18 protein-coding genes are annotated in these 18,884 nt (G+C 45.6%); 4 read left to right on the top strand and 14 right to left on the bottom strand.

The features are described 5' to 3' along the window. Window positions 1–162: 162 nt before the first annotated feature. The 3 genes from csaB to C3V36_06765 form a co-directional block, all read right to left on the bottom strand. Window positions 163–1,251, bottom strand: a complete 1,089-nt coding sequence (gene csaB / locus C3V36_06775) for a polysaccharide pyruvyl transferase CsaB (protein ID AVM68966.1) — start codon at window positions 1,249–1,251, stop codon at window positions 163–165. A gap of 97 nt (window positions 1,252–1,348) precedes the next feature. Continuing rightward, a complete protein-coding gene (gene zwf, locus C3V36_06770; GenBank protein ID AVM68965.1) occupies window positions 1,349–2,791 on the bottom strand; it encodes a glucose-6-phosphate dehydrogenase in 1,443 nt (480 codons plus the stop codon). Beyond that, on the bottom strand, window positions 2,760–4,172 hold the full coding sequence (locus tag C3V36_06765; protein ID AVM68964.1) for a phosphogluconate dehydrogenase (NADP(+)-dependent, decarboxylating): 1,413 nt from the start codon (window positions 4,170–4,172) through the stop codon (window positions 2,760–2,762). Before C3V36_06765 ends, zwf begins: the two co-directional genes overlap by 32 nt. A gap of 357 nt (window positions 4,173–4,529) precedes the next feature. Here C3V36_06765 and C3V36_06760 point away from each other — a divergent pair, with 357 nt between their 5' ends. The 4 genes from C3V36_06760 to C3V36_06745 all read left to right on the top strand — a co-directional run bounded on the left by C3V36_06760 (window position 4,530) and on the right by C3V36_06745 (window position 7,665). Then, a complete protein-coding gene (locus tag C3V36_06760; GenBank protein AVM68963.1) occupies window positions 4,530–4,928 on the top strand; it encodes a hypothetical protein in 399 nt (132 codons plus the stop codon). Window positions 4,929–5,400: 472 nt separating this feature from the next. Further along, window positions 5,401–5,955, top strand: coding sequence for a sigma-70 family RNA polymerase sigma factor (locus C3V36_06755; protein ID AVM68962.1), 555 nt, complete (start codon window positions 5,401–5,403; stop codon window positions 5,953–5,955). After that, complete coding sequence (locus tag C3V36_06750) at window positions 5,952–6,407, top strand: hypothetical protein (protein AVM68961.1); 456 nt, start codon at window positions 5,952–5,954, stop codon at window positions 6,405–6,407. The genes C3V36_06755 and C3V36_06750 overlap by 4 nt, the downstream gene beginning before the upstream one ends. 241 nt (window positions 6,408–6,648) lie before the next feature. Then, complete coding sequence (locus tag C3V36_06745) at window positions 6,649–7,665, top strand: hypothetical protein (protein AVM68960.1); 1,017 nt, start codon at window positions 6,649–6,651, stop codon at window positions 7,663–7,665. 119 nt (window positions 7,666–7,784) lie between these two features. Here the strand turns inward: C3V36_06745 and C3V36_06740 are convergent, their stop codons facing one another. The 11 genes from C3V36_06740 to C3V36_06690 all read right to left on the bottom strand — a co-directional run bounded on the left by C3V36_06740 (window position 7,785) and on the right by C3V36_06690 (window position 18,863). Then, on the bottom strand, window positions 7,785–8,558 hold the full coding sequence (locus tag C3V36_06740; GenBank protein AVM68959.1) for an ABC transporter ATP-binding protein: 774 nt from the start codon (window positions 8,556–8,558) through the stop codon (window positions 7,785–7,787). Next, window positions 8,555–9,424: an ABC transporter permease gene (locus C3V36_06735; protein AVM68958.1), complete on the bottom strand. Its 870-nt coding sequence runs from the start codon at window positions 9,422–9,424 to the stop codon at window positions 8,555–8,557. The genes C3V36_06740 and C3V36_06735 overlap by 4 nt, the downstream gene beginning before the upstream one ends. Window positions 9,425–9,665: 241 nt before the next feature. Further along, on the bottom strand, window positions 9,666–10,619 hold the full coding sequence (locus C3V36_06730) for a BMP family ABC transporter substrate-binding protein (protein ID AVM70470.1): 954 nt from the start codon (window positions 10,617–10,619) through the stop codon (window positions 9,666–9,668). 634 nt (window positions 10,620–11,253) lie between these two features. Further along, entirely contained in the window at window positions 11,254–12,300 is a 1,047-nt protein-coding gene (locus C3V36_06725) for a BMP family ABC transporter substrate-binding protein (protein AVM68957.1), read from the bottom strand. A gap of 840 nt (window positions 12,301–13,140) precedes the next feature. Further along, the gene (locus tag C3V36_06720) at window positions 13,141–13,998 is read right to left on the bottom strand and encodes a hypothetical protein (protein ID AVM68956.1); all 858 of its coding nucleotides are present in this window, start codon (window positions 13,996–13,998) and stop codon (window positions 13,141–13,143) included. 210 nt (window positions 13,999–14,208) lie between these two features. Then, window positions 14,209–14,586: a hypothetical protein gene (locus C3V36_06715; GenBank protein ID AVM68955.1), complete on the bottom strand. Its 378-nt coding sequence runs from the start codon at window positions 14,584–14,586 to the stop codon at window positions 14,209–14,211. Between the two features lie 72 nt (window positions 14,587–14,658). Beyond that, complete coding sequence (locus C3V36_06710) at window positions 14,659–15,084, bottom strand: cytidine deaminase (GenBank protein ID AVM68954.1); 426 nt, start codon at window positions 15,082–15,084, stop codon at window positions 14,659–14,661. 221 nt (window positions 15,085–15,305) lie between these two features. Beyond that, on the bottom strand, window positions 15,306–15,707 hold the full coding sequence (locus tag C3V36_06705; protein ID AVM68953.1) for a hypothetical protein: 402 nt from the start codon (window positions 15,705–15,707) through the stop codon (window positions 15,306–15,308). Window positions 15,708–15,724: 17 nt separating this feature from the next. Then, on the bottom strand, window positions 15,725–16,537 hold the full coding sequence (flgG, locus tag C3V36_06700; protein AVM68952.1) for a flagellar basal-body rod protein FlgG: 813 nt from the start codon (window positions 16,535–16,537) through the stop codon (window positions 15,725–15,727). Between the two features lie 38 nt (window positions 16,538–16,575). After that, on the bottom strand, window positions 16,576–17,343 hold the full coding sequence (locus C3V36_06695; GenBank protein AVM68951.1) for a hypothetical protein: 768 nt from the start codon (window positions 17,341–17,343) through the stop codon (window positions 16,576–16,578). 533 nt (window positions 17,344–17,876) lie between these two features. After that, window positions 17,877–18,863, bottom strand: coding sequence for a rod shape-determining protein (locus C3V36_06690; GenBank protein AVM68950.1), 987 nt, complete (start codon window positions 18,861–18,863; stop codon window positions 17,877–17,879). Window positions 18,864–18,884: the final 21 nt, after the last annotated feature.

The following is an 18,884-nucleotide window of genomic DNA, read 5'->3' as shown; positions in this document are numbered from 1 at the left end:
ATAGTAAAAATCATTACGATAGAAAGAATAACTGATAAAATCTTTTTCATAAAAACCTTCTTTTAGTTAATTAAACTTGCCACATAAAATAATGCATATCCCCAAAACAACACACTTTATTTTTTTATTTTAGCTTAGCATAAAAAGTAAAAAAGTCAAATTTTATTCCAGCAGCTCCGCCAAATAAGCCCGGTTTTCCTTTGCCTCTTTTTTCAGGCGGGCGGTATTGACCGCGATTTTTTGCCGGTAGGCTTCGGGACTTTCCATCATAGCGGCAATGCTTTCCTCAATTTCCTCTAAGCGGATATGATGCATGTGATTGACACATTCCACGTCCAGTTCTTTCACATAATACAGCACCTTCGGGTCATAGTTAAACCCCATCATCGGCACACCCTGAACCGCCGCGTAAATCAGGGCATGCAGCCGCATACTTAAAACCAGCTTCATTTGTCCGATTAAAGCAATGATTTCCTGCGCCGTATAATAATGACGGATTACCACCGCCGCTGCCCGCATTTTGGCCTGAATGTCCTCGGCAATCCGAATATCGGCCGGAAAGCGCATCGGTACAAACACAATCTGCGCGCCGTAAGTTTCCATTAAATAGTCGCACAGCGCCGCCATCTTTTTGACATAGGCTTCTTCCTGCTGCCAGCTGCGGAACATAACGCCGACCATCGGCCGTTCTAAGTCAATGCCTTCCCGCTGGCAAATCCCGGCCGTCGAAATACTGCCGTCTAACTTTAAATTAAAAACCGGATCGGCCGTAACGGCAACCTTTGGTCTGGTAATTTTCAGCCCGGTCAAAACCTCTAAGGATAAGTGCTCGCGCAGGGTAATGGTATCGACTTTATTTACAATCTGCCGCGTCAGCCAGCGATTGACCCGCCGTCTAATCGGCCCGATGCCGTTGGCATAGAGAATCACCCTGGCACCAAAACACTTGGCCAGCCAAATCAGCCCCAAATAATAATACAGCGACCGCGAGCTGGTTCCGTCCTGCAGCAGGCTCCCGCCGCCCATCAGCAGCAAGTCGCAGTTTTTCAGGGCTGTCACTACCTGCCCCAAGCGAAAGCGATGCACCGCCGGAAAGCCATATTCGGCCGGCACTTCTTCGGGGGTATTGGATAAAATTGTTACCGCCAAATCCGGCGAAATCGCCCGCAAATCGGCACAAATCGACGATAAGATGGCGTCATCGCCGGAGTTTTTAAAGCCATAATAACCTGATACCACTACTCTTTTCATACTTTTTAACCAAACTTTCTCCTCTCAAAACCCTTCGTCTTTCCACCCGGCTTCACAGCCTTTTCGGCAGGCAATACCCGCCAAGGGTTCTGCCTTTTTACTCCCAGGTTTCCGCCGCAATCCAGGAATGGTTTTCCCGGAGCAGCAGACGATCCGCTTCTTTCGGCCCGGCCGTTCCCGGCGCATAGGGATAGACCCGGCCGGAATGCTGCCGATAGCTGTCTATCGCCTGATCAATGAACTTCCAGCAGGTTTCAATTTGATTCCACTGCGAAAACAGGCTCTTATCCGAGTTCATACAGGCCTTCAGCAGCCGCTCATAGGCTTCCGGCGTGTTGATCCGGTTTTCCAAAATGCAGCTTTGGCAAAAGTCCATCTTCACGGTTTGGACTTCCTTTTCCAGACCCGGCTTTTTGATATTAAACTTCAGATAAATGCCCTCATCCGGCTGAATCTTAATAATCAGCACATTTCTCTCCGCCGCCTTAGGCGTGGCCTTAAACTGAATAATCACTTCGCTTTCCCGGCTAAACAGCTTTTTACCGGTCCGAATATAAAAAGGCACATCCCGCCAGCGTTCGTTTTCAATAAAAATGCGCATTGCCGCATAGGTTTCTGTCTGCGAATCGGGCCGAACCTTCTCCTCCGACCGGTAGCCCTCGTACTGCCCCAAAATCATCGACTGCTCAATCTCCGCCGGAACAATGGGTTTTAAATCTTCAAAAATCCGCTGCTGCGCCTTCTTAATTGCTTCGCTTTCCATATTGGCCGGCTCTTCCATCGCCACAATCGACAGGATTTGAAACAAATGATTCTGCATCATATCCCGCAGCGCGCCGCTTTCGTCATAATACCCGCCCCGGCTCTCGACGCCGACCGTTTCAAAGGCATTGATTTGAACAAAGTCAATAAATTCCCGGTTCCACACGCCTTTAAAAATAGAATTAAAAAAGCGGATGGTCATAATATTTAAAATCATTTCCTTGCCCAAATAATGGTCGATATAATAAATATGCTTCGGCAAAAAGCTTTCCCTTAGCTGCTCACTCAGTTCATGGGCTGATGACAGGTCTTTGCCGAAAGGCTTTTCCACAACGACCTTGCAGCGGTTCAAGCGGCAATCACGTGCCTTTAAGTTCTGCGTAATCGGCAGAAAATATTGAGGCGCCACCGCGTAGTAAAAAATAATTTCGCCGTTTAATCCAATCTCAGTAAAATAGCCGAGCAAAGCGCTATATTCTCCGGCATTCGTAAAATCCATCGGATAATAGGAAATGCGCCGGGCGAAATCACAGAAACGCTCCTCCAAATATTTAATCCGCGAATATTTTTGCAGCCAGTCGCGAATAATCGCCAGATACTCCTCCTGCGTGTACGACCGCCGGCCAATGCCGATAATCCGGTAATCTGCCGGCAGTTCTCCCAGGACATGAAGATTATACAATGCCGGAAAGAGCTTACGGTAAGCCAAATCGCCGGTACCGCCAAAAATAACGATGCCGTTTCCTTTATTCCTGTCTGCTTGCTGCTGTCCATTCATAATGAAAACTTCCTTCCCTATCCTTGCGCTTAAAGGTATGTGCTCCAAAATAATCTCTTTGCGCCTGAATCAAATTGGCGCCGGAGTCCGCCGTCCGGTAGGTATCCAAATAAGCCAGCGCCGCCGTCAGCGCCGGTACGGCCACGCCGCCCTGCACCGCCAGCACCACCAATCGACGGAGCGATGCTAAACTCTCCTCAATCGCCCGCCGGAAAAAGCCGGCAAAAATCAGGTTTTCCACGCCCGCCTCGGCAGTCAGCGCTTCGGCAATATCATTTAAAAACTTGGCTCTGATAATACAGCCGCCCCGGAAAATCTTGGCAATTTCACCGAAATGCAGCTGCCAGTCATAAACCGACTGCGCTTTGTCCAGCAGCTTAAAGCCTTGGGCATAGCACACAATTTTAGCGGCATACAGGCTCTTTTGCGCCAGTGTGATCAGTTCCTCCCGGTCAATATCCGCCGTTTGCGTCTGCCCGGCAATCAGTCCGGCCGCTTTGACTCTTTCCGCTTTTAAACCCGACATATATCGGGCATTGACCGCCGAAGTAATAACCGAAATATCAACACCCAAATCCATTGCCTCCAGATTTGTCCATTTGCCGGTTCCTTTCTGCGACGCCTCGTCCAAAATAAAGTCCAGCAAATAACCGTCGCCGTCCCTGACCTTAAAGATATCGGCAGTAATCTCAATTAAATAGCTTTCCAGTTCGCCCCGGTTCCAGTCGGCAAAAACCTTTTGCAGTTCGGCATTATCCAGCCCGCCTAAATGCTTTAAAATCATATAAATCTCACTAATCAGCTGCATATCAGCATACTCAATACCGTTATGCACCATTTTCACATAGTGGCCGGAACCGTTCTGGCCGATATAGCGGCAGCAGGGCTCACCGTAGGCCTTGGCGGCAATCGCTTCTAATATCTCCCGCACCTCACCGTAAGCCGCAGTATCGCCGCCCGGCATAATGGCAGGGCCGCGCCGGGCACCTTCTTCTCCGCCCGATACACCAACGCCCAAATAAAAAATGCCTTTTTCCCGCAGCGCTTTTTCCCGGCGAATCGTATCCTTAAAAAAGGAATTGCCGCCGTCAATCAGGATATCGCCCGGCTGCAAATACGGCAAAAGCTGGTCAATCAGCATATCGACCGGTTCACCGGCCTTGACCATCATCATAATTTTCCGGGGAATGGGAAGCGATGCGGCTAATTCCGCCAGGGAGTGGGTCGGCCGAAAGTTCGGGTGGGCATGCTCGGCCATCACCTCATCCACCACTGCCGTCGTCCGGTTAAAAATCGACACCTTAACTCCATGATCCGCCATATTCAGCGCCAGATTGACGCCCATAACCGATAAACCTATCAATCCTATTTCCTGCATGATATTCTCCTATCTGTGCTGTGTTTTTATATCCCTAACTCAACTTTGCCGTTGAATCGCTTTTTCATTCCGCGAAACCTATAAGCGGCCCGGCAAAAAGTATTCTCTTTTTTCGCAAGCGCGCTGCCAAATGTTTCGCTTTCCGGGCGGCGCAAAAGCGCTCACCCTCCTATTTTTTAGTATATCAAAATTATCGGCAAAAACCAAGACCTAAAATTGGTTAAGAATTCACAGGAGCCTAATATAGCTTGACAAATCGCCATCCGCAAAAAAATTAATAAAGTTTGCGACCAACGGCAATCAAACCGTACTTATGAAGTGAAAAGGAATAGAGCGGCCGCCTACAGTTACCAAGAGCTAATGACAGTATATCATTATCTTGTCAACAACGTATATTCCCTTAAAGGGATATCTTCTGTTAGTTTAAGTAACAAAGGGAACTGTATTGATATCGGCATTTCATCTGATTCCCACTGGTCTGAACTCCAAAAAGATTTGCTGATGATGATACAGACAAACACTGATGTAAAAAATATTACCGATAACAGCATTTTATCTTTCCATACAGTAAAGCCAGAGGATGAATTTTCATATGCTGTATCAATAAACGGAAACTCTCATTTACAAACCAATACGATCTATTATAGCGCAGCCGTGGGGCAGTACAGCAGTACTTATGGCAGAGGTTTTATCACAACGGGCCATGGTCCTTCCGTAGGCGATGCTGTAAAATATGGGTCAACAACTATCGGTTATTAACAACACCTTATGCGAATACTAAAGTCATTAGTAATACTTTCAGCTATTATAATACACAAGATGGTATAACCTGGACTGACCTAATCCTGACTGATTACGGTGTATCTCCCGGTGATAGTGGCGGTGCGGCCTATGCGGGAACCATTGACGCTGGCAGAACAACATGTGTAATTGGCGTTATCACAGCTACAAACGGCACACAGACTTTAATTGTAAAATCCAGCAATATTGAAGATTATTAATAATATTCATGGCTTATCATAGAGCTTCGCTGCTACGGAGTTCTATTTTTCTAATTTTTCAAGGTAACCCTCAAAAATCATATCAAAACTTATCTCCGCCAAATGAATAGTATAAATTTATTTATAATTAGTGTATAATAGATAGTAGTGTACTAAGAGTATTGAATGGACGCAACAAAGTTGTATTTATACGCCAAAATATCTTTTTATCAGGAAAGAAGGATGAGTACATGGATGACTTAGCAATTATTGAATTGTACTTTGAGCGCGATGAAAAAGCTATCCGGGAAACAGGCATAAAATACGGCCGCTTGTGCTTTTCTATATCGGTTAATATATTAGGTGATGACAGAGACGCGGAGGAATGTGTAAATGATACCTATTTAAGCATGTGGAATCAGATTCCGCCAATCAGACCCCATAACCTTATGGCCTTTATCTGCCAGATAACGAGAAACTTATCTCTGAAACGATTATATTACAATCAGGCCAAGAAGCGTAACCCCGAATCATTGATATCATTAGCTGAACTGGAAGATATTTTACCGGATAGCCGCATAATGCCAAACATTGAAAATTCAGAAATCAGCAAGCAAATTAGTGAGTTTTTGAGTCAAGAAAAACCCGATATTCGTGCTGTTTTTATCCGCAGATATTGGTTTTTTGATTCCATCAGCGAGATTGCTGCCCGGTACTCCTTTTCTGAAAGCAAAGTTAAAAATATGCTGTATCATTCTCGTAATAAATTGAAAAAACATTTAAAGAAAGAAGGGATTGCACTTTGAAAATTCCAAAAATAGTCGAGTCTACAAATTATATTGACGATAATCTGATATCGTGGGCGACCACATACAAACCATGCAAACGTAAAATAACATGGTTTCGTTATGCTGTCATTGCCGCTTGTCTATGCCTAATCGTACTGGGAACGATAAAATTGTTTATTGCCCCGCAGTCCAAAGCAGACTTAACAGAATACTGCATGTCTGCCGAAGTTATGGATATCTTAGGAAATGGGCAATATAAAGTAAAAGTTACACAGGAGGATGAAAACTTTGCGAAAGGTACTATCGTAATATTAAATCCTGACTTTAATTACGCCACTGGCAACTCGCCAAAAAGTCATCTTAAAACAGGCGATAGCATTACCATTACCTACTCTGCTTTCCGCAAAGCAGAAGACATTTATGAGATAACACCTCGGCAAATTGAAGTCTGTCCGCCTGGTTCTAGATAAAATGCTTCGCATTTGCCGCACTTCGTGCTCTCCGTCTGCCGGCGTGGCGCCGCAAAATGAATATGCCCGCTTCGCGATCGCATTCATTTATGCTTGCGCGCTTCCAATTTCAATTTGGCAAGATAAATCAAAGCACTGCTATCCGATGTTATGCTGGTTCGTTGTCAAGTAGTTTTGGTACAAAATTAAAGAATAAAAGGATGTCTGTAAATATTTTATCTGAAAGAAAAAGGAGCTTATTGTGAAAGAATATATCAAATTATACCAAAAGCTGAGAGAGGATTATTATCAAAAATGGGGAACATATTCCTATCCGGAAACTCTGCAAGACTTTGAAAGGCTAAATCAAAAGATATTTGAAGAACATTTGAAAAAATATAATGATTCTACCGACAACGTATTGAAAACAAAATTATATATAGATCTTATTCTTGATAAAGTCCAATATTTTGCCTACTATTCCGCTTTCTGCGAAGGCAATTTTGAGACATTAAATAATACCATTTGGCAAAACGGAAGGACTTATCTGCTGAGGGGTGGGACTACACATAGCGGAACCGCCTACACGGGAAACATCATCCAAGGAATTTTTACTTGTTTTGCCAGCAATGATTTTGAGGCAATTCAATCCTTTGTCCCGCATACATTACCGTTACTCAAAGGCACTTTTTATACGGAAAATGTAATCAACCTATTCCATTCCATCTATTACAAAGATGATAAAAAATCGGAGGAGGCGATGTCAAAAGCCGAATCTTTCTTAACAAAGAAAAAACTCACCGGAATAGCAGAGTACTATGTTCGATTTTTTGTTTTTCTTGCCAAAAAAGATGTGAACGGAATCACGGAATGTTTGCAAAAACTTTGTGAAGCATACCAAAAACAAGGCTATCCTGTCCAAAAAATCGACAAATGTTTTGTTCCGGAAATACACGGTTTATATCGCTTGGTAAGATTTTTGGATGAAGGTCTGTTTGAAAAAATCGAATTGCCGTCTCACAAGTGTTTTCTGAAAGAATTTGAAGAATGGCAGCAGACAAATAATTTTCCAAAAGGTGTACAGTTCTATGAGTATTCCGAAACATTGCAGGAGGCAAATCGGATTTTACAAAGTTCCTTGCCTGTGATTCATCTAATCAATGCGAGCGGAGCATTGACGATAGATGTAGAAAGATTTGCGAAAGAGTTAAGCAGTTCGAAGGCAAAGGCATGGAAAAAGGCCGGGCAAGTGCAACCCAAAGCATCGCCCAAAAGATGAAAAGCATGGGTTTTTCCTTGGACGATATTCAAAAAGTAACAGGCTTGATGCTGTAAAATAGCCATAGCAAAACACCGCTATACCATTCGGATAGCGGTGTTTTTGGCAGTCACAAAATGCTATACTGCTTTTCTTTGAAATTCAAGCAATTTTGCGGTGTAAATACTAAGCAGCTCTTCCTCGGTCAGTTCAGCCGACGGACGGTCTAAGATAATCGCGCCCCGGTCAAGCATGACCACCCGGTCGGAATACGCAATCGCGTCTTTCATATTATGCGAAATCATCACCGTGGTAATTGCCTTGCGCTCCAAAAGTTCCTTGGTCTTTTCCATAATCACCCGCGAGGTTTTCGGGTCAAGCGCCGCCGTATGCTCGTCCAGCAGCAGGAGTTTCGGGTTCTTCAAGGTCGCCATGCACAGCGACAGCGACTGGCGCTGCCCGCCGGATAAGAACTTAACCATAACATCCATTTTATTTTCCAGTCCCAGATCCAGTTCTTTTAAAATTTCCTGATACCGCTTTTTGTTCTTGGGCCGAATCAGACGCTGAATCCCAAACTTCTCGCCCTTCTTATCCGCTAATGACATATTTTCCAGAATATTGAGCGATGCCGACACGCCCAGCGACGGATTCTGATATACCCGGCCGATATAGAGCGCCCGTTTTTCCTCATTATCCTTGGTCACATCCCGGCCGTCAATCAAAATCGAACCGGCGTCCGGTGTGATGTTGCCGGAAATAATATTGAGCAGCGTTGACTTGCCGCAGCCATTGGAGCCGAGCAGAGCCGTACATTTTCCCTCCTCAAAGGTAATGGAAAAATTATCAAATAATTTAATCTCGTTATCGCTGCCTTTATTAAAAGTTTTGGATAAACCTTGTATTTGAATCATTTTGCTTCCTTTCCGGCAAGTCGAATGCCATTTGGTGAAAAGTTATTAACTGCAATGAAAAGAATGACAATCAGCGCCGTCGCGGCTTTTAAATCCGTGGCCGGCAGCCCCCGGTCAATGGCAAAGCCGCCGATCAGCTGATAAACAATCGCGCCCATAATCGCCCGGGTCGTGCCCTTAATCTTGGTGACGGACTTTAAAATCGTATCGCCGATAATGATGGAGGCCAGCGCAAAGACAATAATGGAACTCCCCATCGTAATATCGGCAAAGCCGTTCATCTGGGCGGTAATCGAGCCCGCTACCGCCACCAGACCGTTTGACAGCGCCAAACCGATAATTTTATATTTATTGCTGTTTTCTCCCAGCGAAGTCACCAGCACTTCGTTATCTCCGGTCGCAATCAGGAGATAGCCGATTTCCGTTTTTAAAAACAGGTCAATCAGGATTTTAAGGCTGAGAACAATCAGCACCAGCAGCAGGACATTCATCAGCTTGTCATTGCCAAAAATGACCGGCGTTTTAAATAGAGGAATATTGGCCTTGCCGTTGACCCGCAGATTGACCGAGTATAAAATCGTCAAAGTCAGGATACCGGACAGGAGCGGCTTAATCTTCAGCCTGATAAAGAGCAGGGCCGTAAGTAGCCCGGCCAGACAGCCGCCGGTAAAAGCGGCCGCTATGCCCACTGCCGGATGGAGATTCATCAATGCAAACTTGGCAAAAACAAACGCTCCCAGCGGAAAGCTGCCCTCGACCGATAAATCGGCAATATCCAATATTTTATAGGTCAGAAAAACGCCGATTGCTAAAATCGCATAAATCAAACCTTGCTGCACTGATGTTAGTAACAATCCTGTTCCCATTTTCAACCTCTCATCCGTTTTTTACTTTATTTTCTCTTGGCCGCCAATCACGGCGCCATCCTTTGGCCAAAAGCATCAGCCATTTCCACATATCGCATATCTCAAGCTGGCTGCCGCCTTTCCGCCTATTGCCGGCGTTTTCCGCAGCCGGATAAGCCTTGGCACATTGCTGATAATCAGCGGCTTAATCTTGGCGTAATCAGCTGGCAGTTATTACGTCAGCCAATAGTAAAGAATGTTTTTATTTCACCTCAACCGCTTCGGAGAAAACTTCCAAATCCGGCAATCCCAAAGCCTTGGCCGTTTCCATATTGACTACTCGGCTGGTCTCGGTTGCTCTTTCCACCGGCATGGCGGCAATCTCTTCGCCGTCCACCAAAACCCGCTTGGCCATGGCCGCTGTTTTCCGGCCCAGTTCAAAATAGCTTAATCCTTCCGTCATCAAAACACCGCCCTGAACATGGGCTTCTTCGGCACCGATTGTTACTTTACCGGCTTCAGTTGCTTTTTTGGCAACCACATTGATCGCCGAAGCCACAATATTATCGGTAATGGTATAAATTGCGTCCGCCTTGGCCAGGATGGCGTCCGTCGCCTGCGGCACTTCATTGATATTGTTGATACCGACCGTTACAATCTCCATGCCCAGTCCGGCAGCGATTTCCTCAGCCATCGCTACCTGCGCCTCGGAATTGGCTTCCCCCGTATTATAAATAATACCAATCTTTTTAATCGCCGGGTCAACTGCCTGAAACAGCTTTAACTGCTTCTCAACCGGCGCCATATCGGTCGTGCCGGATAGATTGCCGCCGGGCTTTTCCATTGAATCGACCAGCTCCGCCTTAACCGGGTCGGTGACTGCACTGAACAGTACCGGTATCTTGCTTTCGGTGGTGGCCGTTTTAGCCGACTGCGCCGAAATCGTAGCAATCGCTAAAATCAGATCAACTTTATCTTCCACAAACTTTTCCGAAATCTTAGCCGCCGCCGGGATATCGGCCTGCGCGTTTTTCCAGTCAAACTCCGCTTCTACGCCCAGCGCTTTCAGTTCCTGCTCAAAACCGCTGCGCACCGCATCCAGTGCCGGATGCTCGGCAAATTGATTGATGCCGATACGAAAGCTTTTGCCGTTTGCACCAGTTTGTTCTTTGCCGGTCGTGCCGGTACAGGCACTTAACATTAAAATCATCCCCATCAGTAACGCTAATTTTTTCATATTCTTTCCTCCGTTTTCTTGCCGTCTACCCGGCAACCATGTGTAAAAGCCTTCGGAGTCTGCGCTCCTTGGCATGTCCCCGCAAATTAAGCGCTGCCGCCTAATCTGCTGTGGCCTGTCAGAGGATTTTTTAAGATTTTTAGGTAATAAAAAAACCATTCCATCTCTATAAGTCATCTTATAGGGACGAATGATTATCCGCGGTACCACCCTTATTATATTTTCCGAAAATACAGTTCCCGAAAAATATCTCTTAAAAAAGCCCATCAGCCTTTTTTGATATAACGGTCAAACCCGTATTTTCCTACCGCCGTCGGTTTCAGAAAATCTGCTCGGAAGTGTATATTCTATATCCGTTTCCATGCCGGCTTTCACCTGCCCCGGCTCTCTTTGCTGTAAACCTGATATTTTTCTCTTCGTCAACGCATTTTCATATAATGGTTATAGTATAATGAAAGGATTTCAAAATGTCAAGCACTTTCTAAAATAAATTCACTTTCATTATAACCGCGTGATAATCATAAATAGCTATTTGTGTGAGCGTCTCACTCGTAATTCACTTTCGACAGATTACGAGTAACTTGCCTAACCTGTAACCGGAAAAGCTGAGTGCTTATTCCAAAACTTCGGCGTTTTTAATAACTTCCAGCTCCGGTGAAATGCCGGTTGCTGCCAATGCTTTTGCCCGGACAATATTTTGCGTCTTTTCAATGCTGCCAACCGGAATATCCGCTGCCGTTTTTTCGCCGCTTAAAATCAAAACTGCCATTTCGCCGGTTTGACTGCCCAAATCATAATAACTGAAACCGTTGCTCAGCAAAATTCCTTCGGCCGCCGCTGTCCGGTCAATATAAGACTGGACAACGATATATTTTTCCGCCAGCGCCGTATGGGAAATCAGTTCCATTGAAGCCGCTACCAGATTATCGGTCAGGGTATACATGGCATCGGTTTTCGCTAACAGCGTTTCCAACGCCTTGGGAATATCGTTGACCGTGGTAATCCCCACCGGCACAATCGTTAAGCCAAGTTCCGCCGCCGCTTCTTCCGTCGCTTTTAACTGCGCTTCCGAATTGGTTTCGCCGGTATTATAAATCACACCGATCGTTTTCAGTTCCCGGCCGAGTTGACCGAAAAGCTCTAACTGCATTTTGGTCGGCGTTTTGTCGGTGGTTCCGGTTATATTCGCCCCCGGCTGCTCCAAGCTGTCTACCAGTTCCGAGCCAACCGGATCCGTAACCGCGCTGAAAAGAATAGGAATCTCCGTGTCCTTGGCCGCCTGTTTGGCTGCCTGCGCCGCCTGCGTGCCGATTGCAAAAATCAGATCAACCTGCTCATCCGTCATCTTTTTAGCCATTGTCAACGCATGGCTGACATCGCCCTGCGCATTTTTATAATCGATTTCGGCTTGAATGCCGGCCGCTTCCAGCGCCCTGGTAAAGCCTTCCCGGTTTTCATCCAACGCCGAGTGCTCGGCAATCTGCAAAATCCCGATTTTATACGTCTTTGCCGTATCGGTCTGCATCGGCTCTTTTTTTTTATTTCCGGCTTCGGTCTTTTCTGTTTGAGTTTGTTTTTCCGGCGCCATTTGCGGCTCACTGCCCGCCGCACAAGCGCTGAGCAAGAGGCTCAGGCTAAGTATTAACGCTAATTTTTTCATGGTTTCCTCCTTTTATTCTCTTTTATTTTTTTCCATTTGCCAAATTATTTTCCGTCCGCCAAATGTCCGGCGCGATCCGCAAGCGAGCTCGCTACCCGCGCCGGCCGCTTGCCGGGCCCTTTGGTTGAAAGCCGTTTGCTCCGTGCTTCGCACTCCCGCAAACATCCTTCGGCATTCGCACCTCACTTCGCTCGCTGCTCATCGCCTCAGTCCGCCAAATGTTCGGCGCGATCCGCAAGCGAGCTCGCTACCCGCGCCGGCCGCTTGCCGGGCTTTCAAACGCAAAAAATCATTCGAGCCTGTAAGATTGCTCTTACAGGGACGAATGATTCTATCCGCGGTACCACCCTGTTTATATTCCGTTGAAGTATTGTATATTTCATTGGAATATCACTTAGAAAGCCTATCAGCTTTTTCCGGTGTAACGGCCGGATGCCGGATTTCTCTACTTGACCTTGCGTTCAAAAAACCTGCTTGGGAGTGAATATTATATATCTATCCATCATTTCGGTTCTCAGCTACCCCGATTCTCTGTCATGACCTGTCGATATTTTTCTCTCCGTCACTGCATTTTACTTATTCTCTGCTTCCCATCGGGAAATGTCAGATTTATTAGTTAGAATTATAGCCTTTTCTGTCTTTCCTGTCAAGCGAAATTTTTAAAAAAACCAAAAGGCGGTTAGATAGGTTAAATAGTCTAATCACCTTTAAATTCTTGGTACTGCAACTTGCTGCAACTTAAATTTTTAACTTTTCATTCTCACAATCCTCTATTTTATGAGATTTTCCATACTATCTTTGAATAATACTTCCTGTTTTTGCAACTTACCGCAACTTAAATCAAGCCCAAAAAGGAATGTATTTCATATATCTTGGCGCGGTATTCTCATTCACCGGTTTGATAAATTTAGCCTCTAAGGTGTCTTTGATAATTCTTGAAGCCTTATATTTATCTTTTTCATCAATACCAAACAGTTCTCTGACAGAATTGTTGCTGATCGCCTCTCCATTTACATATAAAAAACAAGTTTGCATATAGCAAGTTCTTACTCGATCCTCTTTACTAATCAGGTCAAAAGGAACTTTTAAAAATAAGGTTACTTTTGTGAATTTATCACTCTGATTTTCAATTTTAGGAGCTACCATGGAGTTCTTGCTCGTTGCATATATTACCTTATCATATCCGCTTCCTCTTTCTTCACAAATACCGCACTTGTGCATAAATCCTGCAAGATTTTCATTTCTTGAAATCGGTACGGTATCTACGATACGCTCTATCGAAACTAACGGAGAACCTGCATTTGAAAACTCTATTCTATCCTTAAATAATTCTACCATAGGGTTTGTACCTTTTTGGTCAATCGCTTGATGAATCATAATGTTGGCAATCAACTCACGAATTGCTATTTCAGGATAACCCAAGTTTGATCTTCTGATAGAACCTTCTATTGTTTCTTCCTGTGGAATAATGGTTAAGACATACTCTACTATTTTGTGAGTTTCATCATCTATTCCCCAAAGCATGTAGGCTTTGGGCCTGCCTAATAAAGCTGCCGAGTTTCCCAGAGCAGAAATATATTCTCCTATCATTTGCGGCCCATCATTATTATGTTTAAATTCAACCCATTCCGTTTCACTTGGCAAAGAAATCAATTCTCTGATTAAGTTTTTAATATAATCTTGATTTTTTATTGCCATTTTTACTCTCCTAGCTTCTATTACAAATCACTTAATTTATATCATTTTTAGAGCTTTTTTCACCGCAATCTTATCTATACCTGCTGTAGAGGGTAAAGCAAAAAAGTTATTTTCACTTCCTGTTTTTCTCTTTTTTAAGTGGCTTTTACCTTTACACTTTAGCAAAACACTTCTTCACTTCTTCTCCATGCTTTCATTGACAGGCATTTCCTACTTTTTCCCCGACCGATCATCCCACATTGTCTGCAAAAACATAAATGCTGCCGTATCACTCCAGAACTCATCTTTCCTTTCCTGTCGCCTGCGAATATAAAGTTCACTGTTATCGGTCGTATCTTTCATTCTTTGCCAAGTTTCGGGATTCACGGCAAACTCTGTCAAAAAGATATCCTCCTCGTCAAATCGAATGCCGGCATCGATTGCCATGTTAATCAATTTAGAACTTGCCGCTTCGTTTAAACATAACGCAATCTCGGCCACTTCTTCATGACTGCCAAAACTTTCCAATCTGGACACATAGCTGCACTGCGTACTTTCCGCCCAAGAATCAAACTTTTCAACATACTCTTCCCAAGATAGTTTTTTCATGCTCCCCCCAACCTAAAGTCTTTCGGACCGCCGTAAGCCGGCAAACCCATTCGCTAAATGCGTTCCTTGCCTTTATCCCTGCAAGTTCTTCGGCCCAAAGCCTTCCGGTAAAAGCTGCTTTAAAGTGTATTCCTGATAGGTATTTTCATCCATCGCCAAAATAATCAAAAAGCTTTCCGGATCGCAGAACTCCATCATCACCTGCCGGCATACGCCGCAGGGGGCGGCATAATCCGTCAGCACGCCGTCCTTGCCGCCGACCACGCAAATTGCGGCAAACTCCCTTTCGCCCTCGCTGACCGCCTTAAAAAAAGCCGTCCGCTCGGCACAGTTGGTCGGCGTATACGCAGCGTTTTCAATATTGCCGCCTTGATAAATCCTGCCGCTGCGGGTCAGAAGCGCCGCTCCGACCCGAAAATGCGAATACGGCGCATAAGCCGTCTGCATGGCGGCAATCGCCTGTTTAATCAACTCTTTTTTCTCTGTTTCTGCTATCATTTTTCTGCTCCTTTCCCTCAAAATCTTCCGAATCTTCCGACTTCACCTTTCCCGAAGTTGTCCAAAACAGCGGGCAAATAGCCTTACCCGATTAAAACCCTGATTTCCCCAGCCGGATTAAGTCAATGCCCGGTTTGGGAAAATACCGCTGTCCGTTCCGTCCAAACCCTGGTAACAAAAAAGAGAAGCCGCCGCAACGATTTCTCCTTTCTTTTCTCTTATTATTTCCGGCTAAGCTGCTTCATCAGCGCTTCTGTCAACCCGAAGCCGCCAACCTTAGTCACCTGCTCGGCTCTGGCCTCATCCAGCATATCTTCATAAATGTCCTTGGCATTAGACTGCGGCACCAAACCACCTTCGGGCAAACTGGCTCTGGCTTGTTTCAGCAGCTGATGAATAAAATAGGCTTCAAAACCCTGCACCGCCTGACGCAGCGTCGCTTCTTCCTTGGCCTTTTCCGCATCGGCCGGCTCTGCCGGCTTAACTGATTTTAACTCCGCCGAACTTTCGGTTTGCTTTTCCTTGGCTCTCTGCAAAGCTTCCTGAAAGCCGGTCTGATAGTCCAGCCCCAACTTGGCATTATCGTACACGCCGGACAACGACATAAGTCCATCAATCCTCATTTATTTTCTCCTCAGGCTTATCTCTTTAACTGATTGGCAATCCCCAGCATATCATCAGAAGTTTGAATCGCTTTTGAGTTAATCTCATACGCTCTCTGCGCCACGATTAAATTGACCATTTCATCGACTGCGTTTACATTGGAACGCTCCAAGGTGCCCTGCATAAAGCGGCTTTTCTTTAAGCCTTCATTTTCCGTTTCTTTTAACGGCTCACCGGAAGCGGCGGTTGTGTCAAACAGCGTGCCGCCGACGGATTTCAGTCCCAAAGGATTGTTAAACTGCACCAACTGGAAACGAACGCCCAAATCCTCATTGGCACCGTTCCGCTTATAGCTGAGCGCCCCGTTTTCCGCTACTGAAATATTCGCCAAATAGGTATCCCGGTTCAAAAGAATCGGCTGATCTTCTGTATCCAAAACCGGATAGCCGTCAGCGTTGGTAATCATCAAGCCCTCTTCGGCCAAAGACAGTTTCAGCGTTCCGTCCTTGGTATAGCGGTGCTCCCCGTTCGGCAGCTGGATCACATAAAAACCATCGCCCTCAATCCCGACATCCAGCGGATTATCGGTTCTTTCAATATTACCCTGTGTAAAGCTCTTGGATGTCGCCACCGGCCGCACACCATGTCCGGCCAGCAAATTAACCGGCTTGCCGTCGCCCCGGTCATTGGCGGTTGCTTCTCTTAAGTTTTCATAAATCAAAGATTTAAACTCAATCCGCTCTCTTTTAAAGCCAACCGTATTAATATTCGCCAGATTGTTGGCAATGGTGTCCACCTGTAACTGCTGCGCAGTCATTCCGGTCGCCGCCGTCCACAATGATCTCATCATAATAATTTCTCCTCGCCCGCCACAGGGCTGCTTACTTCTTATACTCTGCCTACTTCGGTTGCCGCTTTTTCCATGGTCGCATCAAAAGTAGTCAAAACCTTCTGATTGCTTTCATACGCGCGCATCACGCTGATCATTTCTACCATTTCCTGTACGGTATTGACATTGCTTGTTTCCAAAAAGCCTTGCGCAATTACACCTTCAAATGCTTTCTGCTCTGCCCGCTCGGTCGCCGTGTACAAATTATCGCCAACCTTACGCAGTTCAGAAAAGTCGGTAAATGAAGTCAGCCGCAGCTTATCAATAAATTCATTTTGTTCGCTGTATACATTGCCGGTCTGACTGATGTTGAACCTGCCATGCGGCGCAGTGATAATCCCATTTTCGCCCAAGACATACTCGCCGTTTTTAGTCATCAGCTGCCCCAGGTGATTAACCGCCAAGCCACCATCACGGGTAAAATACTCTTTAAAACTGCCGTCTGCCTGACGTTTGCCGACCACAAACATTCCCTTGCCCTCTAAGGCAATATCCAGCTTGCGTTCGGTATTTTTCAGCGGCCCTTGGTCAAAACTGGTATAAGCTACGCTGGAAGTTACCCCCAGATTCATTTTACCGATCCGGCTGCGGCTGGTCAAATCCGGATCGTTTTGCTTAATCGCCAAAACCTCTTTAAATGAACGAATGCCTAACTTGTCTTTTTTGAAGCCTGTCGTATCGACATTGGCCAGGTTATTGCTGACGACATTCATCACATCCTGCTGTACCCGCATTCCGGTATAAGCGGTATAAAGTCCTCTAAACATAGCTACCCCTTTTCATTGCCCACAAATCATGGTTCCTGTTTTCCGGTTCCAACTGCAGTCAACAATTCTCGTAAATAAAACCGGTCTGACTGTCTTTCCGCCGCAGCAATCACTCCGCCCGACCTGAAAAACAAATTTATAACTCAACTTAAATTTATATCGGTATTTTCTAATAAAAATTTAGCCTTTTCTTAAAATTGTGTTCATAGTTCAGGCAAGCAGGTATTAGCAATGGATATGCCGGAAAGCTTGCTTTCAAAAGGCATATCCATTGTTAATACCTATTTGCTTAACGCAATACATGAGCAATTTGCTTATAGTTCAGGCAAGTGGATGTTGATGCTTGATACAACCGAAAAGCTTGCTTTCAAGGGAAGTATCAAGTGTCAACATCCATTTGCTTAACGCCACACTCGACATTCGTTGATTTCAACGAATGTCGAGTGTCTTGCCTGAACGGTAAAGTCATTTCGGCGAATTGCGAATGGCTTGCCTGAACTGCAGCCAATATTCAAGCCTTCCCAAGCTCAGCATCAATACGGATGCTTGGCCAAATAATCCACATATTTTCCGGTGCCGATCGCTACGCAGCTCAACGGATCATCAGCCGAAACGACATTAATATTCGTCTTGGACTGAATCAGCGAATCCAAACCATGCAGCATACTGCCGCCACCGGTCAGGACAATGCCGCGCTCGGCAATATCGGCCGCCAATTCCGGCGGCGTTTTTTCCAATACTGAATGAACAATATCCACAATCGAAGACGTCGTTTCTTTGAGCGCTTCGGCGGTTTCTTCGCTGTTGACCACCACCGTCTTGGGCAGACCCGTGACCAGATTCCGACCCTTGACATCCATCTCCAGCGGCTCCGGCCGCTCAAAAGCCGTACCGATATTGATTTTGATATCCTCGGCTGTTCTTTCGCCGATCAGCAAATTATGCTTTTTACGCATATACCGGATAAGCGCCTCATCAAAGTTATCGCCGGCAATCTTAAGCGAAGTTGATACCACCGCGCCGCCCAGCGAAATCACGGCCACATCGGTTGTACCGCCGCCGATATCCACCACCATACTGCCATAGGGCTTACTGATATCAATGCCCGCACCAATGGCCGCAGCGATTGGCTCTTCAATGATTCTGACCTTGCGGGCACCGGCATCATAAGTAGCATCCTCAACCGCTTTCTTTTCCACTTCGGTTACACCGCTGGGTACACAGACAGTGATATGCGGCTTGCGCAGCCGGCGTCCCAACGCCTTATTAATAAAATATTTCAGCATTTTTTCCGTGACCGTGTAATCAGAAATCACACCTTCCCGCAGCGGCCGCACCGCTACGATATGTCCCGGTGTCCGCCCCAGCATATGCCGGGCTTCGCTGCCGACCGCCAAAATCTTATTGGTATTTTTATCAAAGGCAACGACCGAAGGTTCTCTTAAAACAACCCCTTTGCCGCTGATATATACGATCACATTGGCCGTACCCAAATCAATTCCCAAATCTGAATTAAACATTTTTACCTCTCTTTACCACAG

The organism is Lachnospiraceae bacterium oral taxon 500, from assembly GCA_002999035.1.
Lineage (GTDB): Bacteria > Bacillota > Clostridia > Lachnospirales > Vallitaleaceae > W11650.
This window is presented reverse-complemented; position numbering and strand designations above follow the sequence as displayed.